This window comes from Hymenobacter sp. IS2118 (assembly GCF_000715495.1).
GTDB lineage: Bacteria > Bacteroidota > Bacteroidia > Cytophagales > Hymenobacteraceae > Hymenobacter.
Genome location: NZ_JNLX01000182.1, coordinates 1 through 25,380, shown reverse-complemented (window position 1 = coordinate 25,380; position 25,380 = coordinate 1). Strand labels below are relative to the sequence as shown.

Sequence of the window (25,380 nt, the reverse complement as noted above, 5' to 3'; positions counted from 1 at the left end):
ATAGAGTAACTGAGTGGGCTACGGCGTGATTTGCTGCTGGATTTCGCGGCCGGTAAGAAACGCCGCTTTTCGTTGTTGCAGGTAGTCCATCAGCTCGGCAAATTGGCGGGGGCCGGTGGCGGTGTTGGCGGGGTCGAAATGGTCATTATGCCAGAGGATGGTGGCCACGCCGCCAAACTTTTCCACTTCGGCCAGCATGGGGCGCAACGCGGGCAATATGGCATCGGGCGCCAACTGCAGGTAGTTCGGGTGGTGCAGTGTGGCATCCATCACGTTGAGGGGAATTTCCAGGAAACCATGCCCCGTGCCGGTTTGAAAATTGAAGGGATAGAACGGGTGGCAATAGGAATTGCGAAACCCGAAATGTTCGGCAAAACCCAGACTGGTATCGTAGCCGATGCCTAGTTCCAGAGCGGCCTCCAGCACGCCCGGCGTGCGGCGCGGCTCCCAGCTCAGGTAGTGGAAGCGGTTGCCGGTGGTCTTGGGCACGCCCAGGTTTTTCCAATCTGACCGTAGCGAACCGAAATCAGTAGCCGTGCCGATGCTGCCGTGCAGGGCCAGCTCGCAGCCCTGAGCCGCCAGGGTTTGCAGCTGGCGCCTCAGCCGTGGGGTTAGCTGATAATCCGCATTCCGCACGCCGTTGGCACCGGTTTGCTGACTGGGCAGTATGAAAAACGTGGATTTGGCCTCGTATGCTGCAACGGTATTCGCTACGGCTTCCAGATTGTCCCAGGCGTCGGGCCGCGTCAGATGCTGCCAGGCTAGCTGCCCGAATTTCAGGAGCTGCCCACGCCGCAAAGCCGCTTTGGCCGGGGCTTTCCAGCCGCTCCGCAGGTTGTCGATATCGTGCGTGACGAAGGCCGCGAAAGGTGCGCCTTCCTGCCAAATTTTGGGCCGTAGTACCTGCCCAGTGACGTGCTCCACGGCGGTTTTCAGCACCTCAAAGTAATAGTTGACCACGGGTAGCGCCACGAAACTGTACTGCTTTTGCACGCTGGCGGCGTAGGGAAACCGCCCGTGCTGGTCGCGTGCCTCCGAGAAATATTCCTGCCAGCCACTAAGCAGATAAAATGCCGCCGAGATGACATCAACTCCAATGCGAGCCTTGCCAGGTGATTTTCCCAGAAGCACGGCTTCCGGCTGGTTATCGAAGAAGAAAGGCACCAGCTGCCCGGCCCATTCGCGGAAATTGGGCGCGGGCGGATAGGGCGCTTGCTGCTGGAAAAATCCTGCTGCCCCATCCGCTATGGTAATGGCAGCGGCCCCGGCGTAGCCAATTTCCACGTCCGGTACGTTCTCATACGCCAGCCTGAAATGCCGGAGCACGTACGCCAGCCGCACTTCCCCGGAAACGGGCGCGGCAGCTGGCGGCGGTATAACGGCAGGCGATGAATTGGCGGGCATAGCGGCAAAAGTACGGCGGTGCCGGCCCGACCTCACGCGGGCTATTGCGGGTTTTCGAGCCAGTTGTTGAGCAGGACCAGGGTGCGGGGCTGGCTCCGGCCTTCGTCGGGGGTGCCGAGGGTAGCATTGTAGTAGGCGGCGCGGCGGTACAAGTCGGTGGGCTTGTGTCGGGCGTAGGTGCGCAGCTGGTCGGCCAACTCTTCCAGGGTATCGGCCCGCGCTACCAGGCCCCTGGCCGCGTAGCCGTAGTAGTCGTCGGTGAGCGGGTTGGTGCCGAAGCGGAAATACACGCTGGCCACGTTCAGCAGCGTGGCTTCGAGGTGCGTGGAGGTGTCGGCGGCCACCAAGGCATCCTGCCGCAGCAGGAAATCGAACACGTTTTCCTGCCGCGCATCCGACCATTCCAGCGCGGGCAGCAACTGCCGGAGCGGCGCAAAGTCGCGGCCGTCGCTGGGGTGGGGGCGCAGCGTGAAGGTGAGTTCGGGCAGGGCCGCCGTGAGGTGCACCAGCGCGGCCGTGAGGGCCGGCAGCGGGTCGTGAATGTTGCAGGCCAGGCCCACGCGGCGCACGGCGGGCGCGGTGTTGCGGCGGGCCAGGTAGGCATCGGCCTTGGGCATGCCCACCAGCTCGACGCGGCCGTGTACGGGGCCGCAGAGGCGGTATTTGTCCAGCGCGTCCTGGCCTTCCAGTAGGCTCAGGTCGAAGCCCAGGGGCGGGAAATTGGCGCTTACGCTGGCGTGCTGTACGTAGGCGGTGGGCACGCCTTCGGCCCGGCAGGCGAGCAGCAGCGAGCGGGTGTCGTCGTTGTGGTCGTTGGAAAACACCACGGCGCGGGGCCGGTGCTGGCGCAGGGCCCGCCGGTACACCTCGTAGTAGCCGATGGCGTAAAAAATAAAATCAAAAAACCGCCACGCCCGCTTGCCCTCCGTTTGCAGCAAGCCCGCAAAAGCAACCGGAAACTGCCAGTAGTACAGCAGCTTGCGCCGCAGCGACAGCCGGTTTACCGAACCATTATACCGCCCGATGTTCTTCGCCTGCCCGGCTACCAGCACTGCATCGGGCCGGGCCTGACGGATAAATTCCAGGGCGTCGTAGTTGTTGGCACTCACCACGTAGAGCCACACGGCGCCGCGCAGGTTTTCGGGGCAATGCACGGGCCGGAACACGTTGCCCACCAGCCGCAGGCCCGCGTAGCCCAGCACCCGCGCCAAGCGCTTCACCGGGTTGGCGGGCGAAATACCAGCCAGCGCGGCCGGCGGCAACGCGGCAAAAATGGCCGTAAACCGCAGCTGCAAAATGTCGCGCAGGCGGGGGATTAGGGTTTGGGGGTATGAGGGTGGGAAGGTAGGAGTTGTCGTCGTTGGTGAAGTTGACATGCGTACGAAACCTAAAATCCCAGCTGAAAGTAGCTCCCTCTTACCCTCTTACCCTCTTACCCTCTTACCCTCTTACCCTCTTACCCTAAACCACTTCCCACGTCAACGGCGTGCCGGGTTTGAGGTCGCGGGTGGCGGTGCGGCCCAGCACGGTTTCCCAGTGGCGGGGCCAGAGGCCGTCGCCGGGGCGGATGATTTTCAGGTTGTCGGCGGTGAATTTCTCGCCCGCGGCAATGGGTTTGGCCACGTAGATGCTGCGCTTGTAGAGGCGGCTTTTCTCCTCGCCGGTTTGGATGCAGAGCTGCACCGTGCCCAGGGCCTGATGGGCGCGCTCGGTTTCCTCCACCAGGGCTTTCAGCTCGTGCGGTTCCAGCGAAAACGCGGCATCTACGCCACCCTCGGCCCGGCTTAGGGTGAAGTGTTTTTCGATGACGCAGGCGCCCAGGGCCACGGCGGCCACGCTCGCGCCCACGCCCATCGTGTGGTCGCTCAGGCCGATGGGGCAGCCGAAGGTCTCGGCCAGCACCGGAATGGTGCGCAGGTTGGTGTTGGCCGGCGAGGCGGGGTAGGTGCTGGTGCATTTGAGCAGCACCAGCTCGCGGCAACCGGCTTCGCGCAGCACCCGCACGGCATCGTCGATTTCGGCCAGGGTGGCGGCGCCGGTGCTCACAATCACGGGCTTGCCGGTAGCGGCTACCTTGCGCAGCAGCGGCCAATGGGCGTTTTCAAACGAGGCGATTTTGTAGGCGGGCACGTCCAGCGTCTCCAGAAAATCCACCGCCGTTTCATCAAACGGCGAGCTGAACGCCAGCAGGCCGTGCTGCCGGGCGCGGGCAAACAGCTCGGCGTGCCATGCCCAGGGCGTGTGGGCTTCCTGATACAGCTGGTACAGATTCTTGCCTTCCCACAGCGACTGCCCTTCCTCATCAATGGCAAAGCCGGTGTCCATCGTGATGGTATCGGCCGTGTAGGTTTGCAGCTTGAGGGCATCAACGCCGGCCGCCGCCGCCGCATCCACTAGCGCCAAAGCGCGGTCCAGGCTCTGGTTGTGGTTGCCCGACATTTCGGCGATGATAAACGGCTTGTGCGCGGGGCCGACGGGCCGGCCGCCGATGGTAATTTCAGTCATGTTCAGGGAAAGCCAATCAGGCCCGCAAAGGTAGGGACTGGGTTTTCCCAGCGGCGCTGCGTACGGGAAACGGCTTTTGAACTGCAATCCAAAACTGTCCAGTCCCGTTGCAGGTGGTTAGAATTGCCTATTTAAGTTTTTGAAAAATCATTTGGTTGGTTCGTTTCGTAAACTTTGATTCGTAGACTGGTTTCTTAAACCTGTACGTACCTGTGGTTGGGCAGCTGTTGGTAGTTTGGGGAAAGTAGGGTTTTTGTTCGTATCATTAGCGAACTCAACGCCAACTTTTAAGATGTTATTACGCACGCTGTCTAGGGCTTGCACAGCACTGGCCAAACGGTGTGCCCTCCCTGTAATAATAGCCATCCTACTTATTAGCTGCCAAGCGACGAAACAGGCAGGAACCATACCCCTAAGCCAATCGCAGACGGATAAGCGGTACATCCTCATCTTAGGCGACCCTCAAAGTGTGAGGATTGGTGCAAGGATAGTGGTCCACAGTGGGAACGGAAGCCAGTTGTTTTTAGGGTCGTTGGATGAGGTGGCAACCGTGTCCAGTTCCGAGTTCGACTCTATTGCCTTCCTCTTGAAAACGAGCCTGGTTGGCCATCCCTTCACGACAACGGCTTACACGCCCATAGACCAGAAAGGAGCGTTGTATTTCAGGATTTCTCCCGGACCGGGACTGGATGCGACCATTTTCGCAGTCAGCAGCTACGAAGAAGCGGTTCGCGTGCTCAACAGGGTGAAAATAGGTTGCCTGCAAGACAGCCTGCGGTTATCGCCCGACAGCAAACAGAATGTATGCCTGGCCTTGGACGAAATGATATACCAAATCCAATAAGCATTGGTCGGCTATACGAGCATGGGTTTACGAAAACGGTAATTCGAACATACACCTCACGCAACCAACCCCGCCGGCTGCGCGAAAAGCGACGTTAGAAACTCCTCCGTCAGCTCGTCCAGGGTTTGAATGCGGCGGTGGGCTTCGTGGGCGGCATCAGCTTCGAGATGCGCGTAATTACCGCGCAGGATGCGGACGGTTTTGAAACCCAGGGGCTTGATGCCTACGAAGTCCTTGCGGGGGTTGTCGCCTACGTACAGCACCTGGTCGGGCGCCACGTCCTCGCGCTGGCAAATGAGTTGGAATACGTGCGGGTTGGGCTTGGCCCGGTGGCGGCCGTAGCGGTTGGTGAGGTAGGCGTGGCGGACGCGGGCGGGCACGTCCAGGGCGGCCACTTTGCGGGCCTGCACCTCCTTGTGCCCGTCGGTGACGAGGTAGAGCGGCTCGGCCGCAAATCGGGCCAGGCACCGCGCGGCATCGGGGTAGAGGGCCAATGTGGGTTGGTGCTGCCGATACGTGCGCAAGCAGGTGACCACCAAAATTTTGCTCCAGCGGTCGTGCTGGCGCAGCACGTTGTCGAATACCTGGCCGCGGCCCTGCGTGGCTTCTTCGGCTATCATGCTTGCGGCCAGGGTTTCGGCCGGCACTGCCAGCAGCGGGCTCAGCATGGCGGCCACGGCCCGAAACCCGCTGTGCACGTAGCTCAGCTCGGGATAGAGCGTGTCGTCGAGGTCGAAAACGAGAACGGGCATGGTTGAGCAGGGTTTGGTTGTCTCTGGTTATTCATATGGGCGCACCCAGACGCCAACCTCACCCCCTAACCCCCTCTCCTCAGGAGAGGGGGAACTAACACTAGTTCTAAAAAACTAGTCACCAGCGCCTAAAGCTAAAAACTAGTTCCCCCTCTCCTGGGGAGAGGGGGCTAGGGGGTGAGGTTGGCGCCTGAGTGCTAACAACTGACGACTAAATCAGAAGCCATGCGCACCTGACGCAGCGGGCCCGCTGCCGGGCGGAACGGGAAATATTGTAAATCGGCCCCGGCGGCTTCCTGCAAAAACCAGAAAAACGAATCAACCCCCGCCGCTATGCCCAGGGTGGAAGCCCCGCCGAAGCGGCAGTTGCACTCGATGATTTGCAGCGCGCCATCGTCGGTGAGCAGGGCCTGGAGCACCAGTGGCCCGTACAAACCCAGCTTTTCGACGAGGGGCACGAGGCGGGCGATGAGCGCTGCGTCCGGGAGCGTGGTGGTTACCTGCGATTCGCCGCGCACCACTACGTCGCGGGTGCGCGGCACGAGGCCGTGGACGCGGCCGTTGCGCCCCACGTAGGCATCCACGCTGATTTCCTGACCTTTGATGAAGGGCTGGAAGACAGGAGCTTGAAGGCCTCGTGCGTGGGCCAGCGCGGCGGCTTCGGACAGGTTCAGACCCAAGCTGAGGGAGCCGGCGCCGTTGCGTTCTTTCACTACGAAACCGGCGGGCACCAGGCCCGGCTGCCGCCCGCCATCGGTCAGGCCATCCAGCGAGAGCGCAGTGGTAATAACGGGGAGGCCGTTTTCGCGCCCAAACGTGGCAAATTCCAGCTTGTCGAGGCAGCGCTGCACGGCCTCGGGCGCACTCACCAGCACCGCAATCCCGGCCTCGGCCAGGGCGGCGCGGTGCCGGCTCCAGAAAGGCAGCTCGCCATCGCGGGTCGGCACAACGTAGCCGATGCCGTGCGTCTGGCAATAGGCAATAATATTGGCCAGGTGCTCGTCGGTCGTGGTCGGCATGTGCCAGAAGGCATCGGCCACGTGCCGGGCCAGGCAGGCCGGGTTCAGGTCGCCGGCCACCACTTTTATCGCGGGGTTCAGGCGCTGGGCCGCCGCACGCACGGCCTGCACCAATGGCACTTTGGCCGCCGCGCTGCTGACGAGGATATGGCCGGGCACCGGGGCTATTGTGGCCGTGGCTGCGCGGCTTTTTTCGTAGGCAATGATTTCGGGGATGGCCATTTCCAAGGACGTGGGCGGCAGCCAGTCGACGTGGCTTTTCCACAGGGTCATGTCGGCCTGCGAGGCTTCGAAGGGAATGTCGGAAGCCACGTAATTGGCGCGCAGGTCGGGGAAATTCTGGCGTAGCACCTCCACCACATCGGCCACGCGGCGCGCCATGCCGGTACCGAAATTGATGATGCCCGTAACGGTTTCGGCCGCCGCCAGCCGGAGCAGGCCCTCGGCCGTGTCGGCCGCGTAGAGGTAGTCGAAGTACGATTCGGCCCCATAAACGGTGATTTCCTCCCCGGCCAGCAGCATGCGCACCCAGCGCGAGGTGATGTCGCGCCCGTTGCGCCCGTAGCCGCGGTAGATGCGCGGAATGGCGGTGCTGAACTGCCCGGCCCGGAAGGTTTGCAGGAAGCGCAGCTCAATTTCATGGGCCAGCTTGGCCATACCCGTGAGGTTGCGGGGCGCAATGGGGTCGTCTTCGCGCAGGCTGCGGGGCTGGGCTGGCACCTCGACAAAATTGTACAGCGCCGGGTCGTAGATGAGGTAGCTGGAGGCAAATACCACGCGCCGCAGCGAAGGCAGGTCCTTTTGCACCGTCATTAAATGGTGGCTGAGGCGCACATTGTGCTGAAAGTTCTCCTCCCAAAACCCGTAGGTTTCGGTGGAACGCTCGAAGGTAGCGGCCAGGTGAATGAACAGGTCGGGGGCAAAAGCGCCGATTTCTGCTTCGGTCAGTAGGTTCAGGTCGCCCTGGCGGTACTGGAAGCGGACCGGAAAATCAGCCGGCCGGGGCTTAAGGTCGCCCACCAGCACCTGAATATCGGCGGGCAGCGCGGCCAGGCAGCGCACCATTTCCTGGCCAATCACGCCGGCGCCGCCGCTGATGAAAACTCGTTTAAAGGGCAGAATCAAAGGTTGTGGCATAGTCGGCGGCCAGCTGGCCGTGCATCAGTGAGTCGGCAAAAGTACCCGGCTTTAGCTGCACATGCTCCCGCAAGCGGCCTTCCAACCGAAATCCGGCCGCTTCCAGAATGGCCACGTGCGCCGGCCGGATGTCATAAGTTTCAGTGAATAAGCGGTTGAATTGCAGTGCCTCAAACGCCACCTGGCCCAGCAGCCGCAGGTGCGCCCGAAAATCCTGCCGGTAAGTAGCCGGCTCGGCCGCCCGAACAGGGTCGGCCAGAAACGACACCTCGGCCCGGCCGTCGGGCCATGAAATGTGCACCAGCCCGCCGTAGGCCACTAATTCATCATCGTGCAAAAGCGAGAACAGCAGTTGGCCCGGCTGCTCCTGGTCGAACAACGGCAGCACCACGCGCTGGAAATACGCTTCCTGCTGCGCGGCCGTCAGCGGCGCGGCCTGGCGCAATACGTCCAGCTGCGCATTGCGCCACGCCCGAATGGCCTCCCGGTCGTCGTAGCGAATGGGAATCAGCCGGTAGTTTTCCCAGGTAAATTCGCGCTGCAGCAGGCATTTATAGGTTGTCATGACTTACGTGGGGCCATTGTACGAGTGTTTCCCGCAGAGTTGCGCAGAGGTTAAATCGCAGAGGTTCGCAGAATTTTACGGTCGGCTCTGCGAACCTCCGCGATTTAACCTCTGCGCAACTCTGCGGGGAATATGGTTATTAGGAAGCAGTTCTAAAGTTCTGATAGTGGAAATAATGCGACTCTATGCGCCAAAGCGCGTTTCTACACCACCAGATACGAAATCAGCGGATTCAACGGGCTGCGGCGCAGGGCATAATTGGCCACGCCAAATACCTCATCAAATGCCAGGGTTTCGCCGGGAAATTCCGGGCAGTTCAACTCATCGAAGGCCACGATGGCACCTTTGGTGAGGCGGGGGCGAATGGCTTCGAGGCAGGCTTTGGTAGGGGCGTAGATGTCGAAGTCGAAATACGCGAAGGCGATGACCGTTTCGGGATGGTCGCGCAGGTAGCGCGGGACGGTTTCGGAGGCGTCGCCGGCCACTAGCTCAAACTTGCGCTTGTGCGGAATGGGACTGTCCGCTTCGTGCAGCGCCAGAATTTGGGTGAGGTACTCCTGGTACTCGGGCGTCACGCCGTAGTCGCCGGCTTTCACCCGGTCGCCGTCCTTGGCATCGACGGACGGGAAGCCGCCAAAGGTGTCGAACCCAATGATTTTGCGGTTGTAGTTAAACGGCTCATAGATGCCGCGTAGCGCGTGCATCAGCGCCAGGTTCTGGCCCCAGCGCACGCCAAACTCCATTGCCACGCCGTGCACCGGGATAATTTGCTGGTAGAGCTCGGTGAAAAACAGCAGCCGCGAAAACGTCTGGCGGTTCAAATACAGGCCCAGGTTGTTGAGCAGCTCGGCGTTGGGAATGGGCGACTCGCGCAGGGTCTGGGCAAAGCCTTCGCGGCGGGTCTGCTCGGGCGCCGAGGCCCCGCTGAGCACGGAAATAGCGGACATAGTGGTGGTTAGTGGTTGATGAGGTTAGGCAGGCAGTTGTTGAAGGGCATCAAGCGCTACCTAGCTACTTTGATAGGCCTTACGCACTCAGCCGCTGGCGCGCGTCTCCGACGCGTTGCCCACTGGTTCCGCGTCTCTGACGCGCGGGGCCAAAGAGACCAGCCGGGGCGAACGGAGGCGTTTGGAAACGCCAAGCCAGCAAGCCACGCGTCAAAGGCGCGCCAGCGGCTGAGGGCGTAAGTCCTGTTTAAGAAGTCAGCCAAAAGTAAACATACATTGGATGGCTGGCAACCAATTGATAATCAAAAGTAAAGCTTGTGAATTGCAGCTTGTAGCTCATGGCTCACTACTTTAAACCGGCTGCAAAAATGCAACAATGCTGCGGCCCATCCCCATACCGGCTAGCGCTTCGTAATAAGTAGCAATGGCTGGCAACGGTGCCGTACGCAGTAAGAAATTGTCCTGCGCAACGCGGGCCTGGTGCGCCGCCTTACCTACTGCGCGGTTCATCACGTAGTTGCTGTGTGGAGTGAGCAGGTTGAAGTCGATGGGGTGGTCGCCCAGCAGCCGGGCAACCTGCCAGCCGGTGTCCTCGGCCAGGTTGCGCAGGCCGTTTGCATTAAAGTAGGAGAGGTGGTCGGGCAGGACCACCCAGAAAGGGCGGTCAATGGCTCCGGTGCTGAGCGCATGCTGTTGCAGGGCCGAAAAATCGTTGGGCACGTCGACCAATAGGGCTCCGCCCGGCGCCACCAGCTGGCGGCACAAGCGCAGCAGCTCGGCCGGTTCCAGCACGTGCTCCAGCACGTTATCCAGCCATAATATCTCGAAGCGCTGCCCTTCCGCCACGAGCTGACGCAGGCTCTCAAATAAGTCGCCGGTGCGCAGGTGGGGTAGTAAATCGGGATGGAACTGCGCGAGGGCGAAGTTGCTGAAATCCAAGCCGGTTACTTCCCATTGCTGATGCTTGAAATAAGCCAGCGCCCAGCCTTCCCCGCAGCCAATATCAAGAAATCGCTGCGAGCAGGATGCGGCCTTGGGTAGCGGTTCGCCCGGAATTGCGGCTGCCGTGGGTAGATTTTCCAGCACCCAGTGACGCAGGCGCAGCATGCCAGTAAAGTGCTCCTGCTCTTCGGGTGAATATACTGACGTATAGGTGGTTAGCGCCTCCTGATAGTAGCGTTGCTCATAATATTTCTGCAAAGCTTCCGGCGCAGGTTTTTCGCTGATTTCGTAAAAACCATACGTGTTCAGGCGCAGGGAATCGGGCAAGGTCATGCGGTTTTTTGCTCGATGTGGGCGTTCAGAGCCATGATTTCGGGGTGGGCCGCCAACAGGCTGAGCAGGTCAGCGGCGCCCAAATCAGCCGCTCCGTGCTGCTCAATCAGGGCGCGCAGCACGGCGTAGTCTTCGGCCGTGTCCAGGGTGATGCGGAAGCGGCTGAAATCGCCGCCCGGCCACACCTCGTTGCGGTAAACCACGCGGCCGGCCGTGGCCGGGTTGGCCTTGAGGTAGGGCGTGACGTGCTCCCGCTCGTAGGGCGACGTGGCGTTGGCGTGGGCCTCGGCCAGCATTTGCATGGAAAAAATCTCAAAATCAAGCCCCCGCGGAAAGGTGCGGACGATGGCATTGGAGCGGTATGCCAGTGGGTTGTCCTCGGCCAGGTAGCGGGCTACGGCGGCCCCAATCAGGTGGCCGTCCACGAGCGGGCAGTCGCTGGTGACGCGCACGATGGCATCGAGCCCGAAGCGCTGGGCCGTTTCGAAGTAGCGGGCCAGTACGTCGGTTTCGCTGCCCCGGTGGCAGGGCAGGGCGTGCGCTTCGGCGTAGGCGGCCAGCTCATTGTCGGCCGGCTCGGTGGTGGTGGCCAGCAGCACGGGCAGGCCGCTTTGGCGCAGTCGGGCCACGTGGTAATCGAGCAGGGGCCGCCCGGCGGCGGGCAGCAGCACCTTGCCCGGCAGCCGCGTACTGCCCATCCGCACCTGCGAAATAATGCCGGCGCGCTGCATCAGACCGTTTTTTCGAGCATAAACATTACGTCCTGGTTGCCGCGCTCGGCCTCGTTCACGTAGGGGTACAGCTGCTGTTTCACTAAACGCAACTCCGGGAAATTATCCAGGAAAAGCTGGGCGAAATTGGCTTTCCAGAGGAAGCCTTCGTTGCCGCGGTAGGGGATGGACGTGGTTTCCGGCGCGTAGTACTCGAAGCCCATGAGGTAGCGGCGCGAGCAGCGCACCATCTCGGCCATGATGCGGGGCAAGTCGGCCGGGGCAATGTGAATGAGCACGCCGTTGGTGCATACCACATCAAAGTAGTTGTCTTTGAAGGGCAAGTCGAAGCCGCTGCCTTGCAGGATGTTCACGCCGCGCACAAACTCGCGGGCTTTCTCCACGGCGTAGGGCTGAAGCTCGACGCCGTAGAGGTTGTCAAAGCCAGCGGCTTGCAGGCCCACCAACTGCATGCCGGTATTGCAGCCCACTTCCAGAATCCGGGCGTCGCGGGGCAGGTCGCCCAGGAATTCGGCGTTCATCTCCAGCTTGGTGTGCCCGAAAATGCCGCGGTAAAACGCGTTCCACTCGTCCAGCGGGCGGGAGTTACGGTCGGTGTATTCGCGGCCAAAATCGCCGGACCAGAAGTCTTCTTGTTGGGTGTGCAAAGTCAATTAAGAATTAAGAATTAAAAATTAAAAATGAGTGGGTCCAGTGTGCGTAAGGTGCAATTCCGGGTTTTTAATTCTTCATTTTTAATTTTTGATTCGAGTTGAAAACTCGTTGATGCTTGCCACCACATAGTCCTGCTCCTCGTCGGTGAGGGTGGGAAAGAGCGGAATGCTCAGGCAATGGGCGTAGTATTTTTCGGCTTCGGGGAAGTCGCCGGCCCGCCAGCCTAGTCCTTCGTAATACGGCATGCGGTGCACGGGAATGTAGTGCACCTGCGCGAAAATCTGGCGGGTTTTGAGGAAGTCGTAGAGACCTTTGCGGTCGGCTATCTGGATGACGTAGAGGTGGTAGGCGTGGCCGGGGCGGCCGGGCGCGAGGGGCGTTACGCCGGGCGTTTGGGCAAAGGCGTCGTCGTAGCGGGCGGCCAGCTGGCGGCGCCGGGCCAGGCCTTGGTCGGCGCGGGCGAGCTGGCTCAGGCCGAGGGCGCAGTTGAGGTCGGCCAGGCGGTAGTTGTAGCCCAGCTCCTGCATTTCCATGTACCAGCCGCCGTCGGCCTCGCGCAGCAGGTCGGCCGGGTCGCGGGTGATGCCGTGGGTGCGCAGGCGCAGCAGGCGCTGAAACAGTCGCTCGTCGTTGGTGGTAATCATGCCGCCCTCGCCGGTGGCAATATGCTTCACGGGGTGGAAGCTGAAGATGGCCAAATCGGCAAAGCTGCCGTTGCCGCACTGCTGCTCCCGGCCCTGGGAGTCGAGGAAAAAACCGCCGGGGGAATGGCAGGAATCCTCAATAACCCAAAGACCAAACTCGTCGGCCAGAGTTCGGGCGGCTTCCAAATCCACGGCCAGCCCGGCAAAATCCACCGGAATCAGCCCCGTAAAATAACCCTTCGGGCGGGTTTCGAGCAAGGCCCGAACCTTGGCCAAATCAATCAGACCCGTGGCCGGGTCAATGTCGGCAAAGTGCACTTCGCCGCCGCAGTAGCGCACGCAGTTGGCCGAGGCCGCAAATGTGAGCGGCGTGGTGATAACGCGCTGGCCGGGCTGTACATCGAGCGCCAGGGCGCACAGGTGCAGGGCAGCCGTGCCGTTGCTCACGGCCACGGCGTATTGGGCGCCCACGTAGGCCGCAAACTGCTTTTCGAACTCGGCCACTATCGGGCCCTGGGTCAGGTAATCACTTTGCAGGGCGGCTGTGACCGCCGCAATATCAGCGTCGGTGATATGCTGGCGGCCGTAGGGCAGGGGGCGGGTGGGAATTGATAAGCTGTTAGCCATTGGCTGGTAGCTGTTAGCTTGTTACTTGAAAACAGCTATTAGCCAACAGATGTCAGCTAAATAGCTTGAAAAAATTATGCTTGGAAATCGGCATCGACATGTCGGCGGATTTCCTCGCGAATCTGCTCGGCATTCAGCCATTCTTCGTTGTTGGCCGAGTCGTACTGGAAGCCCAGCGGCACGCGCTTGCCGTTGAAGTGCTGAATGAATTTGTCCACGTCCCAGGTCGGCATCGATGGCAGGATGACGTAGTAGCGGTCCAGCTCGACGGTGCTCAGGGCGTCGGTTTCGGTAATCATGGCCTCGTGCAGCTTCTCGCCGGGGCGGATGCCCACAATCTTTTGTTCGCAGTCCGGGCCGATGGCGCGGGCCACTTCCGTGATTTTGTAGCTCGGGATTTTGGGGACGAAAATCTCCCCGCCCCAGGAATGCTCCAGCGCATAAAGCACCAAATCGACGCCTTCTTCGAGCGAAATGTTGAAGCGCGTCATGTCGGGGTGGGTGATGGGGAGCACGCCGGTGCTGCGCTGCTGCATAAAAAACGGCACCACCGAGCCGCGCGAGCCAATTACGTTGCCGTAGCGCACCACCGAAAAGCGCAGGTCGCGCTTGCCTTTCATGTTGTTGGCCGCCACAAACAGCTTGTCGGAGCACAGCTTGGTGGCGCCGTAGAGGTTGATGGGCGCCGCAGCTTTGTCGGTACTCAGGGCCACCACTTCCTTCACGCCGCAATCCAGAGCGGCATTAATGACGTTTTCGGCCCCAAAAATATTGGTTTTGATGCACTCCATCGGGTTGTACTCGGCGGCGGGCACCTGCTTGAGGGCAGCGGCGTGAATCACGATGTCGATGCCCTCGCAGGCCCGGTGCAGGCGCTGCTCATCGCGCACATCGCCAATGAAATAGCGGATGGCCGGGTAGTTGGCGGGGCTGAACTCCTGGCTCATTTCGTACTGCTTCAGCTCGTCGCGCGAGAACACTACGAGGCGTTTTACCTCTGGGAATTTCTCGAAAACCGTGCGGACGAATTGCTTGCCGAAGGAGCCGGTGCCGCCGGTAACGAGGATGGATTTGTGGTTGAGGTCGAGCGCCATGAAAATAGAAAAGCCGAAACAGGACTGCAAAAGTAGTGGAATGTGGGGCTACGAGGCGGCCGATACACTGATAGGACTTATGCACGGTTGTTTCTCGCAGAGGTTCGCAGAGGTAAAACGCAGAGGTTCGCGGAGGACAGACAGCAATCTCTGCGGACCTCTGCGTTTTACCTCCGCGAACCTCTGCGAGAAAACTCGTCGGAAAGTCGGTTGCTTAATTCCAGCCCGGAAATGGCCCTTACTCCCGACCTTTGGCCCCCGGAGCTGCTTCCGCGCGTTCGAATGCTATTCAATTCCCTTCATTTTCTGGTGTTCTTCCCGATAATCGTCGGGCTTTATTATGGCCTGGCGCCGCGCTGGCGCGGCGCTCTGCTGCTGCTGGCCAGCTACTATTTCTACATGAGCTGGCGGGCGGCCTACGCGCTGCTGCTGCTGGCCACCACGCTGGTCGACTACTACAGCGGCTACCGCATGAGCCAGTTGCCCAGCAAGCAGGCCCGCCGGCCCTACCTCTACCTGAGCCTGGTGAGCAACCTGGGTACGCTGTTCGTTTTCAAGTACTTCAATTTCTTTCGGGATACGGCCGTGCAAGTGGCCGGGACCCTGGATTTGCCGGCCACGGTGCTGCCGGCGTTCGAGCTGCTGCTGCCGGTGGGCGTGTCGTTCTACACGTTCCAGTCGGTGGGCTATATTATTGATGTGTACCAGGGCCGTCTGGAGGCCGAGCGGAATCTGGGTCGGTTTGCGCTGTTCGTGGCGTTCTTTCCGCAGCTTGTGGCCGGGCCTATTGAGCGCGGCACCCACATGCTGCCCCAGTTCCGCCGCACGCATCCCTTCGATTACGGCCGGGTGGTGAGCGGCCTGCGCCTGATGGCCTGGGGCTTGTTCAAGAAAGTGGTGGTGGCCGACCGGCTGGCGCTGCTGGTCAACCCGGTGTTCAACAATCCGCGCGAACACCCCGAGGGCCCGGTGCTGCTGCTGGCCACGCTGGCCTTCACCTTCCAGATTTACGGCGACTTTTCGGGCTACACCGACATGGCCCGTGGCGCGGCCCGCGTGCTGGGCTTCGATTTTAACCTCAATTTCCGGCAGCCTTACTTGTCGGCCTCGGTGCCGGAATTCTGGCGGCGCTGGCATATTTCGCTCTCGGGCTGGTTCCGCGACTACGTGTACATTCCGCTGGGCGGCAGCCGCGTGGCGCCGGTCCGGGCCTACGGCAACCTGATGGCCGTTTTTCTCATCAGTGGCCTCTGGCACGGCGCCAACTGGACGTTTCTGGTCTGGGGTGGCTTGCACGGCCTGTATCTGGTGGCTAGCATCTGGGCGCGGCCGGCTCGCGAGTGGCTGGCCCAACTTACGGGGCTGGCGGCCCGGCCGGGCTTGCGGCGGGTGCTGGGCGTCGGGGTCACGTTTGGGCTGGTGGCGTATGCCTGGGTGTTTTTCCGGGCCAATTCGTTGGCTGATGCCGTGTTCATCAGCCAGCACCTGGGCAGCGGCTGGGGCGGCCTCGACGGGCGGCAGGTGGCCACGCTGCTGCTGGACTTTTCGCAGCACTACCGCCCCGAGCTGGCAATCGTAGCCTTCGCCGTTTGCCTGATGCTGGGGGTGGAGTACTTTGGCCGCCACCGCAGCCTGCAGGCGTGGGTGGCCGCGCAGCCGTTTGGCGTGCGCTGGACCGGCTACGCGGCCCTCGCGCTCCTGACGCTGTACCTGGGCGTTTTCAACAGCACCTCCTTTATCTACTTTCAGTTCTGAAACCCTCGCTCTCACCTGCCGGATGGCGCCTGATTTTCCGCCTGCTGCTGCTGGTGGTGGTGAGCGGCGTGGGCCTGCTTTTGCTGGGGCCAGTGGTACTGGGAGGGCGCGTCGATGCGTTTTACGGCCGCTTTACCAGCCCTCCGGCCGGCGGGCTCATCGTTGGCACATCGCGGGCTGCGCAGGGCATTCAGCCCGCCGTGCTGGCAGCCGGACTGGGCAGTAGGTTTGAGGGCCCGCTGCTGAATTATGCTTTCACGCTCACGCACTCGCCCTACGGCCCCGCTTATTTGCGCAGCATCACGCTCAAGCTTCGTCCCGATGCTAAAAATGGCCTTTTCATCGTGGCCGTCGACCCGTGGTCCTTGTCCCTGACCGGCCCGGAAGGTGCCTTCCCGGAAGATAATTCCTTCATCGGTCAGCTCGACGAGGTGAGCCAAAATCCCAATCTGGCGTACCTGGCCCGCTTCCAGACCAAACCGCTCTACCGCCTGCTACTGGACTATGCCACTGCCACCGAGCGCCTGCACCCCGACGGCTGGCTGGAAGTGAACATCGGCACCGACAGTGCCCAGGTACGGGCCCGCACCGCCCGCAAGCTGCTGGATTACCGCCGCCTGGCCGCCGCGCAGCACCTCTCGGCGGGCCGGTTGCAGGCCCTGCGCCAAACCATTCAGCTCCTGAAGCAGCACGGCCGGGTGTACGTGGTGCGCCTGCCGGTGGGGCCCGGCCTGCTCCAACTGGAGCAAACCTACCAGCCCGGTTTCGACCAGCTTATGCGGCGGCTGGCGGCTACTTCGGCGGTGCCGTACCTCGATTACAGCGCGCAGCCCTACGCCACCACCGATGGTAACCACCTGCAAAAGGCCGCCAGCAAAGCATTCAGCCAGCAGCTGGCCGAGGACTTGAAGAAGCTCTGGTAGCTGTACTTCAGCGTTTACATGATGGGAAACGGGCTTGCTATCTTCGGGCGCTCACAATTTCCGCCAGTTTCCCGGTCAATTCCACCCGCGAGTACCGTTTGTGGCTGATTGCCGGCAGGTCCAGGTTGGGGTTGATGCGCCATTGGGCAAAGAGGCCTTCCAGGGTCTCCAGCATCAGGGCGAAATCGTCGTAGGGGAGGGCCTGTCCGGCGGCACACTCCTGGAGCAGGTTGTCGGCGTCGGACCCGGCCGGGCCCACGCAGAGAATCGGCTTGTTCGCGGCCAGGTATTCGAATACTTTGCCCGGCAAAATCCCGAAGTTGCGCGGCACGTCTGGGATGGCCATCAGCAGGGCCGAGGCACTCAGCAGGTGCCGAATTGATTCGTCGTGCGGGACAAAAGGTAAAAACTCTGTCATCTCAAGGAGTCCAGCCTTCTCCACCTGCTCGCGCAGCCCAGCCGATACCTGGCCCACGAAGCGCAGGCGCAGCGGCACTTCGGGGTGGCGGGCCGCGCAGGCGGCCAGGGCTTCCAGCAGGTGGCCAATGTGGTACAGTTCCGTGATGGTGCCCGTGTGAGTAATGCGCAGGCAATCAGCGGGCGGTGCGGACTGCTCCTGGAAATCCGACTCGTCGTAGCCGTTGGGCAGCACGTGGAACTTGGCGGTGGGCAGCGTGGGCAGCTTGGCCAGAAACAGCCGCTTGGTTTCGGGCGAGGTCACCAGCACGGCATCGGCCTGGGTGAGGACCTGCTGCTCATAGCGGGCATCGAGCCAGGCGGCCAGCGGCGTGTGATGCAGGTCTTTGTAATAATAAATGTCGGTCCAGGGGTCGCGCATGTCGGCCAGCCAGCGCAGCCCGAACCGTTTTTTTAGCTCCAGGCCGATGAGCTGGGTGGAGTGCGGCGGCGAGGAAGTGAGCACGGCATCAAAGGTTTCGCCGGCGGCCAGCAGTTCCTCCACGGCAGCTAGAGCGTGGCGATTCCAGCCCCGGCGCGGGTCCGGAATGAATAGGTTGCCGCGCACGAAGCGCAGGACTTTTTGCATGAAACCCGGCTTGCCCTCATTGGCAAAGCCGCCGTAGGGCACGGCCCGGCCGGTCAGTTTCTTGTAGCTCTCAAACGGCTCTGAAGTGTTGGTGCGGATGACGCGCACGCCGGCGGGCACCTCGGCCAGCAGGCTTTCGTCGCGCACCGGGTACGTGGCCTGGGCCGGGTCCACGGTCAGCACGGTGGCCTCCACGTCGAAGCGGCCCAGATGCTTCACAAACTTGAGGCAGCGCTGCACGCCGGCCCCGCCCGAAGGCGGCCAGTAGTAGGTGATGACGAGCAGGCGGAGCGGGGCGGGAGCGGGCACGGAAAGCGGGTTCGGAAAGCAGACCGCGAAGGTACGCCGCTTGCCGGTTTTCGGGCATTTGTGGTTACTTTTGAGGTTCAGCTTCAGCCTGATTCCCCGGCCGCGGGCCGTCTCCCAATTATCTTCATCCGTTCAATCAGCGCCAAATCAGCGATTCATGTTCGATAATCTCTCCACCAAGCTCGACCGGGCCATCAAGACCCTCAAAGGCCAGGGCAGCATCTCGGAAATCAACGTCGCGGCCACCATCAAGGAAATTCGCCGCGCGCTGGTCGATGCCGACGTTAACTATAAGGTTGCCAAGGATGTAACCGATAAAATAAAAGAGGCCGCCATGGGCCGCGACGTGCTCACGGCCGTGTCGCCGGGCCAGCTCATGGTCAAAATCGTGTACGATGAGCTCACCGAGCTCATGGGCGGCGAAAAAAAGGACATCACCATCAAGGGCGACCCGGCGGTGATTCTGCTCTCAGGCCTGCAGGGCTCGGGCAAAACCACGTTTGCGGGCAAGCTGGCCAACTACGTGAAGAAGCAGAACCGCACCGTGCTGCTGGTGGCCTGCGACGTGTACCGCCCCGCCGCCATCGACCAGCTCAAGGTGCTGGGCGAGCAAATCGGCGTGGAAGTGTACTCGGAAGTCGAGAACAAGAACCCGGTCGAAATCTCGCGCAACGCCATCGAGTTCGCTAAGAAGAACAATAAAAAGGTCGTCATCATCGACACCGCCGGCCGCCTGGCCGTGGACGAGCAGATGATGCGCGAGATTGAAGCCGTGAAAGCGGCCATCAACCCCAGCGAAACCCTGTTCGTGGTGGATTCCATGACCGGGCAGGATGCCGTGAACACCGCCAAAACCTTCAACGACCGGCTGAATTTCGACGGCGTGGTGCTCACCAAGCTCGACGGCGACTCGCGCGGCGGCGCGGCCCTCAGCATCCGGGCCGTGGTGGAAAAGCCCATCAAGTTCATCTCGACGGGCGAGAAGATGGACGCGCTCGACCTGTTCTATCCCGACCGCATGGCCCAGCGTATCCTGGGCATGGGCGACGTGATTTCGCTGGTAGAGCGGGCCCAGATGCAGTTCGACGACGACGAAGCCAAGCGCATCAACGCCAAAATCCGCAAAAACCAGTTCAACTTCGACGACTTCCTCTCCCAGCTGGAGCAAATCAAGAAGATGGGCAACATCAAGGACCTGATGGGCATGATTCCGGGCATGAGCAAGGCCATGAAGGACGTGGAAATCGACGACGACGCCTTCAAGCCCGTCGAGGCCATCATCAAGAGCATGACCAAGCAGGAGCGGGCCAATCCCGACCTCATCAACGGCTCGCGCAAGAAGCGCCTGGCCAAGGGCTCCGGCACTGATATTCAGCAGGTAAACGCCCTGATGAAGCAGTTCGACGACATGCGCAAAATGATGCGCACCATGAACAAGATGAGCCAGACCAAGGGCGGCATGGCTCAGATGCAGAAAATGATGGGTGGCATGAAAGGCGGCCCCGGCGGCATGATGCGCTAAGCCGCCGTCACGGGCCTCGGCCAATAAAGGATGAAAAGTTCGGACCCGTGGTCCTGCCTCACCCAAAACTCAAAAGCCCTTCCGACCATGTAGTCGGAAGGGCTTTTTTTGCGCGGTTGACTACCCGCTTTACCACTTTTCAGGCAGTTGCTGCCAGTAAAAAAAGGCCCTTGCGTTACTTCTGGGAAATCGGAAAAAGCTTTGGGGTAAGAACAAGAGCCAGATGGTCCGGGCTGCTTGTTTTAAATCTGCTCAAAAAGCGGCCAAGGACTGAGCCATTGGCTTTTTTGCACACCAACAGGAAGCTGTGATAAACGCATTGCGTGTGCAATTTGGAATAGTTATTTAGCAACGCTACCGCCCTCAGGGCGCAGCGACCGTGCTAATACTTGGGAAAGGGAAGGCGCGAGGGTCGCCAAACATTTTGCTCTTACTGAGGTCCTAGCTATGTACCTAAGCAACAGGGTGTGCCTCCATATTGCTTAGGTGCGAGTTTTTGGCAACGTGGTGCCATGAAATGCTACGTTGACTTCGTTATCCTCATCAACCCATTTTCAAAATCATCATGTTGAGAACCATACTCCGACTGTGTTCGGCAGCTGCGCTGCTGGCCACCCCGCTGCTGGCTTCGGCCGACCATCTGCGCCCGCATTTGCTGCTCACGGCCCGCCTGAGCGGGGCTCAGGAAGTGCCGGCCGTGACCACCGACGGCCAGGGCGTGGCCGGTTTCACTCTCAACGCAACGCGCGATACCTTATTTGTGCAGGCCGCTGCGAGCGGCCTGAGCGGCCCCATCACCGATGCGCACGTGCACGAAGGGGCCGCGGGCGTGGCTGGCCCGGTCCGGACCAGCCTGCGCTTCATGCTGCGCGGCAACCGGCTTTCGGGCTACCTGACCGGGGCCGACATTGCGCCCGACCGCATCGCCAAATACCTGCGCGGGCTCTACTACCTCAACATTCACACGGCGGCCAACCCCGGCGGGGAAATTCGGGGCCAGATTTTGCTCGAAACCGACGCCGCCTTTGTGGCCAACCTCACCGGCGGCCAGCAAAATCCGGCCGTAACCACTCCTGCCACCGGCCTGGGTATTTTTTCGTTGAGCCAAAGCCAGGACAAGCTTAAGTTCCAGGTGGTGTTCGACAACCTGAGTAGCGCCCTCACCGTGACGCACCTGCACACCGGTGCCATCGGCACCAACGGCGGCGTGGTGGTGGACCTGCTGCCGTTTCGGTCGGGCAATGTGATTGAGGGCGAAATTGTGCCCACGGCGGCGGTGGTCACGTCCCTCACCCAAGGACTCATCTACATTAATGTGCACACTGCCACCAACGGTGGCGGCGAAATCCGGGGCCAGCTGCTGAACGATTCCAACTCCCTGGCGCTCGACGCCCGCCTCGACGGGGCGCAGATGGTGCCCGCCAGCGCTTCTGCCGCCAAAGGGGTAGCCACCGGCCGGCTGGTCGGCACCCTCGATACCGTGTACATGCGGGTCGCCTACACGGGCCTGAGCGGACCGCCGGTGGCCATCAATATTCACAGCGCGCTGGCCGGCCAGGCTAATACGGTGGCCAATTTGCTGGCTACCGTTCCGGTGGTTTCGGGTGCCGCTGGCAACACGACTGGTAATGTCGTTTTCTTCCGGATTGCGGCTCCTGTGCTCACGCCCGCCATAGTTGACCTCCTGCTCAATACCGGCCTGAACGTGGTGATTACCACGGCCGCCAACCCAGCGGGCGAAATTCGCGGGCAAGTGCTGCGCCTGGCGCGCGAAGGTTACACCTTCTCCCTCAACGGCGCACAGGAACGGCCCAACCCCGTGGTGAGCAGCGGCTACGGCGTGGGCACCGTCAGCATCGACCGCGACCAAACCAACGCCCATTTCATGAGCGTGTGGGGCGCTCTGAGCGGTCCCGCCACCATGGGCCACTTTCATACCGGCCTGGCTACGCAATCCGGCGGCGTGGTCTTCAACCTAACGCCTTTCTTCGACAACGCCACCGCGCCCACCGCCCTGTACGGCTACTGGAAAAACGACAACGCGGCTCCTTTCACTGCCCGTCGCTCGCTCCAGTTCCGGCGCGACAGCGTGTACCTTAACATTCACACGGCCGCTAATCCCAGCGGCGAAATCCGCGGGCAGGTGTTCCGCGGCGCTCGCAACCTGCAGACCATCCTGTCGACCCAGCCGGTGACGTTGGTGGCGGGCTCCTTCGGGGTAGTCCCCAACCCCTTCGCTGCCGCCCTAACCCTGGCTTTCGAGGCCCGCGTGGCCGGCACCGGCCTGCTCCGCTTCACGGATGTGCTGGGCCGGCCCGTGGCCACTCAAACCGTAGTGGTGCGGCCCGGTGCCAATTCCTTGCCGCTGGCGCTGCCCAACGCTGCCCCTGGTATCTATCTGCTAACCCTGGAAGTGGGCAGCACAAGGTTGGTGACGCGGGTTGCGAAGGAGTAAGCGCACGGCCAAAACGGCCTGTGTCGGATGATTAAAGTGTTTGATTAAAGCGGTTTACTACAAGAGGGTTTCGAAGAAAAACCGACCACTTAGGAATCTTTTGGCGCAGTTGTTGTTACTGCTCCCGTGAAAGAATAGTTTTTTTAAGGTGTTTTGGTACGGAAAGAGGCATCCCTTTGGGTTGCCTCTTTTTTTTGTTGGTGTAAGGAGTGGGCAGCAAGAACGTCAAGCGGGACAAGGAGCCGGTTTGGGAAGGCGTGCCTTGCGTCCGTTTACGTTTCACTTCGTTGATTATGAAGCAGCTTATCGAAAAACACTCCCTAGCAATTCGTTGGTTTCACTGGGTGAATTTCCCGGTCCTGAGCCTGATGATATGGAGCGGCCTCTGGATTTACTGGGCCAACGACGTGTACCGGCTAGGCTGGGGCGATACCACGCTGTTCAAATTCTTTCCGCAGTCGTTCTATGAGGCTTTCAACGTTCCTTTCCAGCTGGCCAAGGGCATGGCGTGGCACTTCGTGCTAATGTGGGTTTTCTTCCTTAATGGGGTACTGTACGTGGGCTACACCATTTTCTCGGGCGAGTGGCGCTACCTGCTGCCCAACCGCCACTCCTTCAAAGAAGCCATCCAGGTTACGTTGCACGATTTGGGTTTGCGCAAAGGGCCTTTGCCGGTGCGCAAGTTCAACGGCGCGCAGCAGATTGCCTACACCAGCGTCGTGCTCATGGGCGTGGGGTCGGTACTGACTGGGCTAGCCATCTACAAGCCCACGCAGTTTGCCTGGCTTACGGGCCTGCTGGGCGGCTACGAGTTTGCCCGCATCCTCCATTTTGCGCTCACCATCGGCTACGTGCTGTTTTTCATCGTGCACATCGCGCAGGTAGTGCGGGCGGGCTGGAATAATTTCCGCGCCATGGTGGCCGGGTTTGAAATCGTGGAAGTGAACCCCGCTTCCCAGCCGCTCCCGGCCGGCCCGCCACCGCTGCCCGCCGCCGATGCCCCCCTCTCGTCAAATTAAGCCTTCGTAAATATGTCTGACGAATCATCAACCCCCAATCCGGTTGGCCACCAACCCGCGCCGCTGCAACCCGAAGCTGCGGTGCTGGCCGAAGCGCGGCAGCGCTCGCGCCGGGCATTTATCGGGCTGGGGCTGGCCGGGCTGGCGGGCCTCGGCGGCTGGAGCTGGCTGATTTCGCAGCCCAAGGAATCAGGCGTCGCCGGACCGCTCCGCCGGGTGCTCGACGCCAACGGCCGCTTATCTGGCGCCTATTTCAAGGAAACCCGGCTTGCTCCGGAATTCGCCCGCAGCCGTGCCCGCGCGCCGCGAATCAATGGCAAGGTGGGTCTCAAATCTGAGTTGAACCCCGTGACCTGGCGTCTGCGCGTGCAGGACTTTGCTACCGGGAACACCCAGGAATTTACCCTGGACGATATCAAAGCCCTCCCCAAAACCTCCATGACCACCGAGCTCAAGTGCATAGAGGGTTGGAGCATTGTGGTGCACTGGGGCGGTGCCAGGCTGAGTGATTTTCTGGCGCGCTACCCCTTGGCTGCCCGTGCTGGTGCAGCCGAAACGCTGGCCAGCTACGTGGGCCTGCGTACCCCCGACGACGCCTACTACGTGGGCCTGGACATGCCCAGTGCCCTGCACCCGCAAACCCTGCTGTGCTACGAAATGAACGACCAACCCCTTACCGCCGGGCACGGTGCCCCGCTCCGCCTCGTAACGCCGCTCAAGTATGGTACCAAGCACCTGAAGCGAATCGGAACCATCGCCTTTTCCGACACTCGCCCCGATGATTATTGGGCCGAAAAGGGCTACGACTGGGATTCCGGGCACTGATTGGGTTTTGAGCCGCACTAGTTTAAGTAGTCGTGCAAAAGCGAACAGGTTGTTATTTTCTAGTTGTTGGTCAGATAATTAAAAACTACTAACCACTAAAACGGAGCGGGCGCACGTCGCAGACGCGCGCCCGCTTGTTATACGTAGCAGCACTCTACCCTACTAAACTTTAGGGCATAAAAACGGGGCAGTCCGACCTTTGGGGTTCCTACACACCATTGTCCGTCCTGCCCCGTGAAGCCAAGCCTCATTGCCAAAATTACGACGCTTTTGCGTCGCGTCCAGCTAGTGCCCCATCTGTCCCGGCAAAAGTTTGTCAGCCAGTTTGTTATCGCCCTGCTCAAAAGCCGCAACGTCCAATTTTGCGAGGTAGCCCAGCACCTGAATGACGCGGTGAAAATCGCTTCGAATGAAACCCGCATTCAGGACTTTTTTCGGCAGGTGGACCTGAATTATCTGGTGCTGGCCCACCTGCTGCTGCGCTTGCTGCCCGCCACGGGCAAACTGCGCCTGTGCCTGGACCGCACCGAATGGGACTTCGGCCGCTGCCAGGTCAATATCCTGCTCGTGACCGTAGGCCGAGGCGACTTTCAACTGCCGCTCTATTGGGAACTGCTCGACAACCGCAGCGGGAACTCCAGTGCGGCCGACCGTATTGCCCTGCTCAAAATCTGCGTACAGGTGCTGGGCCGCGACCGCATCGGGCTGGTGGTGGGGGACCGGGAGTTTGTGGGCCATGTCTGGCTTAACTGGCTACGGAAGAATAAATTGCCTTTTGTAATGCGCCTGCCCAAGCACCACCAAATCACCTTTGCTAGTGGCCGACGGCAGGCCGTCACGGCCCTGGGCCTTGCCGTAGGGCAGCAGCGGCATTTTCTGCATTGCCAAGTGGCTGGGGTCTGGGGACAGGTCTGGGTCAAGCGGCTGGCCGACACGGAGTTTCTGTTTCTCTTCGCCGCGCCCGGCTTGCGCAACCTGGGCGGCCTCTACGCCAGCCGCTGGACGATTGAGCAGTGCTTTCAGAACCTGAAAGGACGCGGCTTTAACCTGGAAGCCACCCACTTATGCTGCCACCAGAAGCTGCGCAAGCTCGTGGCTCTGGTCAGCCTGGCCTACGCGCTATGTCTGGGCGTGGGCACGATGGCCCACGGCAAAATCAAGGCCATTCCACGCAAAAATCACGGCTGCCGGGCCACAAGCCTGAGCCGCTACGGACTGAATCTGTTGCGCCAGCTCACGCGGCCCCACGCCCAGCCACAAGAGCCGGTGGCCCGTAAAATCATGGCCCTGCTAGACTGGTTTATTCGGCAACTTACTTATTATCAAATC

At 61.1% G+C, this 25,380-nt stretch carries 21 protein-coding genes; 8 read left to right on the top strand and 13 right to left on the bottom strand.

Annotated elements, in window-relative coordinates; genetic code table 11:
• Positions 1-18: 18 nt before the first annotated feature.
• The 3 genes from GM79_RS19230 to pseI all read right to left on the bottom strand — a co-directional run bounded on the left by GM79_RS19230 (position 19) and on the right by pseI (position 3,909).
• Positions 19-1,404: a DUF7033 domain-containing protein gene (locus tag GM79_RS19230; protein WP_035567154.1), complete on the bottom strand. Its 1,386-nt coding sequence runs from the start codon at positions 1,402-1,404 to the stop codon at positions 19-21.
• Between the two features lie 41 nt (positions 1,405-1,445).
• Positions 1,446-2,780, bottom strand: coding sequence for a hypothetical protein (locus GM79_RS19225; RefSeq protein WP_235184119.1), 1,335 nt, complete (start codon positions 2,778-2,780; stop codon positions 1,446-1,448).
• An 85-nt stretch (positions 2,781-2,865) separates the two neighbouring features.
• The gene (gene pseI, locus GM79_RS19220; protein ID WP_035567152.1) at positions 2,866-3,909 is read right to left on the bottom strand and encodes a pseudaminic acid synthase; all 1,044 of its coding nucleotides are present in this window, start codon (positions 3,907-3,909) and stop codon (positions 2,866-2,868) included.
• A 586-nt stretch (positions 3,910-4,495) separates the two neighbouring features.
• On the opposite strand from pseI, the gene GM79_RS25120 reads away from it, so the two are divergent.
• Positions 4,496-4,753 (top strand): hypothetical protein, encoded by a 258-nt coding sequence (locus GM79_RS25120; RefSeq protein ID WP_152560092.1) that lies wholly within the window; start codon positions 4,496-4,498, stop codon positions 4,751-4,753.
• Positions 4,754-4,809: 56 nt separating this feature from the next.
• Here GM79_RS25120 and GM79_RS19210 read toward each other — a convergent pair whose 3' ends face one another.
• The 9 genes from GM79_RS19210 to pseB form a co-directional block, all read right to left on the bottom strand.
• Positions 4,810-5,505: an HAD family hydrolase gene (locus GM79_RS19210; protein WP_035567148.1), complete on the bottom strand. Its 696-nt coding sequence runs from the start codon at positions 5,503-5,505 to the stop codon at positions 4,810-4,812.
• A 197-nt stretch (positions 5,506-5,702) separates the two neighbouring features.
• Positions 5,703-7,649 carry an NAD-dependent epimerase/dehydratase family protein gene (locus GM79_RS23350; protein WP_051719079.1) on the bottom strand — a complete coding sequence of 649 codons (1,947 nt, stop codon included), beginning with the start codon at positions 7,647-7,649 and terminating at the stop codon, positions 5,703-5,705.
• Positions 7,633-8,226 (bottom strand): GNAT family N-acetyltransferase, encoded by a 594-nt coding sequence (locus tag GM79_RS19200; protein ID WP_035567147.1) that lies wholly within the window; start codon positions 8,224-8,226, stop codon positions 7,633-7,635. Before GM79_RS19200 ends, GM79_RS23350 begins: the two co-directional genes overlap by 17 nt.
• A gap of 203 nt (positions 8,227-8,429) precedes the next feature.
• Positions 8,430-9,173 carry a crotonobetainyl-CoA--carnitine CoA-transferase gene (locus tag GM79_RS19195; protein ID WP_035567145.1) on the bottom strand — a complete coding sequence of 248 codons (744 nt, stop codon included), beginning with the start codon at positions 9,171-9,173 and terminating at the stop codon, positions 8,430-8,432.
• A 351-nt stretch (positions 9,174-9,524) separates the two neighbouring features.
• Positions 9,525-10,448: a class I SAM-dependent methyltransferase gene (locus GM79_RS19190; RefSeq protein WP_035567143.1), complete on the bottom strand. Its 924-nt coding sequence runs from the start codon at positions 10,446-10,448 to the stop codon at positions 9,525-9,527.
• A complete protein-coding gene (locus GM79_RS19185; RefSeq protein ID WP_035567142.1) occupies positions 10,445-11,179 on the bottom strand; it encodes a cytidylyltransferase domain-containing protein in 735 nt (244 codons plus the stop codon). The genes GM79_RS19190 and GM79_RS19185 overlap by 4 nt, the downstream gene beginning before the upstream one ends.
• Entirely contained in the window at positions 11,179-11,826 is a 648-nt protein-coding gene (locus GM79_RS19180; RefSeq protein WP_035567205.1) for a pseudaminic acid biosynthesis-associated methylase, read from the bottom strand. Before GM79_RS19180 ends, GM79_RS19185 begins: the two co-directional genes overlap by 1 nt.
• An 87-nt stretch (positions 11,827-11,913) precedes the next feature.
• Entirely contained in the window at positions 11,914-13,104 is a 1,191-nt protein-coding gene (gene pseC / locus GM79_RS19175; protein WP_035567141.1) for a UDP-4-amino-4,6-dideoxy-N-acetyl-beta-L-altrosamine transaminase, read from the bottom strand.
• Between the two features lie 74 nt (positions 13,105-13,178).
• On the bottom strand, positions 13,179-14,198 hold the full coding sequence (gene pseB, locus GM79_RS19170; RefSeq protein ID WP_035567203.1) for a UDP-N-acetylglucosamine 4,6-dehydratase (inverting): 1,020 nt from the start codon (positions 14,196-14,198) through the stop codon (positions 13,179-13,181).
• Positions 14,199-14,480: 282 nt separating this feature from the next.
• On the opposite strand from pseB, the gene GM79_RS19165 reads away from it, so the two are divergent.
• Together GM79_RS19165 and GM79_RS19160 are read left to right on the top strand one after the other, a co-directional pair.
• Entirely contained in the window at positions 14,481-15,953 is a 1,473-nt protein-coding gene (locus tag GM79_RS19165) for an MBOAT family O-acyltransferase (RefSeq protein WP_035567140.1), read from the top strand.
• Between the two features lie 53 nt (positions 15,954-16,006).
• On the top strand, positions 16,007-16,876 hold the full coding sequence (locus GM79_RS19160; protein ID WP_035567139.1) for an SGNH/GDSL hydrolase family protein: 870 nt from the start codon (positions 16,007-16,009) through the stop codon (positions 16,874-16,876).
• A 37-nt stretch (positions 16,877-16,913) separates the two neighbouring features.
• Here the strand turns inward: GM79_RS19160 and GM79_RS19155 are convergent, their stop codons facing one another.
• The gene (locus GM79_RS19155) at positions 16,914-18,230 is read right to left on the bottom strand and encodes a glycosyltransferase family 4 protein (RefSeq protein WP_235184118.1); all 1,317 of its coding nucleotides are present in this window, start codon (positions 18,228-18,230) and stop codon (positions 16,914-16,916) included.
• Between the two features lie 157 nt (positions 18,231-18,387).
• Between GM79_RS19155 and ffh the strand changes: the two genes are divergently transcribed.
• The 5 genes from ffh to GM79_RS19130 all read left to right on the top strand — a co-directional run.
• Positions 18,388-19,752, top strand: coding sequence for a signal recognition particle protein (ffh, locus tag GM79_RS19150; protein WP_035567138.1), 1,365 nt, complete (start codon positions 18,388-18,390; stop codon positions 19,750-19,752).
• A gap of 565 nt (positions 19,753-20,317) precedes the next feature.
• On the top strand, positions 20,318-22,207 hold the full coding sequence (locus GM79_RS19145; protein WP_035567137.1) for a CHRD domain-containing protein: 1,890 nt from the start codon (positions 20,318-20,320) through the stop codon (positions 22,205-22,207).
• A gap of 293 nt (positions 22,208-22,500) precedes the next feature.
• Positions 22,501-23,226: a cytochrome b/b6 domain-containing protein gene (locus tag GM79_RS19140; RefSeq protein WP_081867879.1), complete on the top strand. Its 726-nt coding sequence runs from the start codon at positions 22,501-22,503 to the stop codon at positions 23,224-23,226.
• Positions 23,227-23,238: 12 nt separating this feature from the next.
• Positions 23,239-24,051 carry a molybdopterin-dependent oxidoreductase gene (locus GM79_RS19135; RefSeq protein ID WP_051719078.1) on the top strand — a complete coding sequence of 271 codons (813 nt, stop codon included), beginning with the start codon at positions 23,239-23,241 and terminating at the stop codon, positions 24,049-24,051.
• A 234-nt stretch (positions 24,052-24,285) separates the two neighbouring features.
• On the top strand, positions 24,286-25,380 hold a 1,095-nt coding region (locus GM79_RS19130), incomplete at its 3' end, for an IS4 family transposase (RefSeq protein WP_035562703.1).

Excerpts from the sequence above, each read along its gene's own strand:
- GM79_RS19230 (WP_035567154.1), bottom strand. The coding sequence starts at position 1,404 with ATGCCCGCCAATTCATCGCCTGCCGTTATACCGCCGCCAGCTGCCGCG.
- GM79_RS19225 (WP_235184119.1), bottom strand. The coding sequence starts at position 2,780 with ATGTCAACTTCACCAACGACGACAACTCCTACCTTCCCACCCTCATAC.
- pseI (WP_035567152.1), bottom strand. The coding sequence starts at position 3,909 with ATGACTGAAATTACCATCGGCGGCCGGCCCGTCGGCCCCGCGCACAAG.
- GM79_RS19210 (WP_035567148.1), bottom strand. The coding sequence starts at position 5,505 with ATGCCCGTTCTCGTTTTCGACCTCGACGACACGCTCTATCCCGAGCTG.
- GM79_RS19200 (WP_035567147.1), bottom strand. The coding sequence starts at position 8,226 with ATGACAACCTATAAATGCCTGCTGCAGCGCGAATTTACCTGGGAAAAC.
- GM79_RS19195 (WP_035567145.1), bottom strand. The coding sequence starts at position 9,173 with ATGTCCGCTATTTCCGTGCTCAGCGGGGCCTCGGCGCCCGAGCAGACC.
- GM79_RS19190 (WP_035567143.1), bottom strand. The coding sequence starts at position 10,448 with ATGACCTTGCCCGATTCCCTGCGCCTGAACACGTATGGTTTTTACGAA.
- GM79_RS19185 (WP_035567142.1), bottom strand. The coding sequence starts at position 11,179 with ATGCAGCGCGCCGGCATTATTTCGCAGGTGCGGATGGGCAGTACGCGG.
- pseC (WP_035567141.1), bottom strand. The coding sequence starts at position 13,104 with ATGGCTAACAGCTTATCAATTCCCACCCGCCCCCTGCCCTACGGCCGC.
- pseB (WP_035567203.1), bottom strand. The coding sequence starts at position 14,198 with ATGGCGCTCGACCTCAACCACAAATCCATCCTCGTTACCGGCGGCACC.
- GM79_RS19165 (WP_035567140.1), top strand. The coding sequence starts at position 14,481 with ATGCTATTCAATTCCCTTCATTTTCTGGTGTTCTTCCCGATAATCGTC.
- ffh (WP_035567138.1), top strand. The coding sequence starts at position 18,388 with ATGTTCGATAATCTCTCCACCAAGCTCGACCGGGCCATCAAGACCCTC.
- GM79_RS19145 (WP_035567137.1), top strand. The coding sequence starts at position 20,318 with ATGTTGAGAACCATACTCCGACTGTGTTCGGCAGCTGCGCTGCTGGCC.
- GM79_RS19140 (WP_081867879.1), top strand. The coding sequence starts at position 22,501 with ATGAAGCAGCTTATCGAAAAACACTCCCTAGCAATTCGTTGGTTTCAC.
- GM79_RS19135 (WP_051719078.1), top strand. The coding sequence starts at position 23,239 with ATGTCTGACGAATCATCAACCCCCAATCCGGTTGGCCACCAACCCGCG.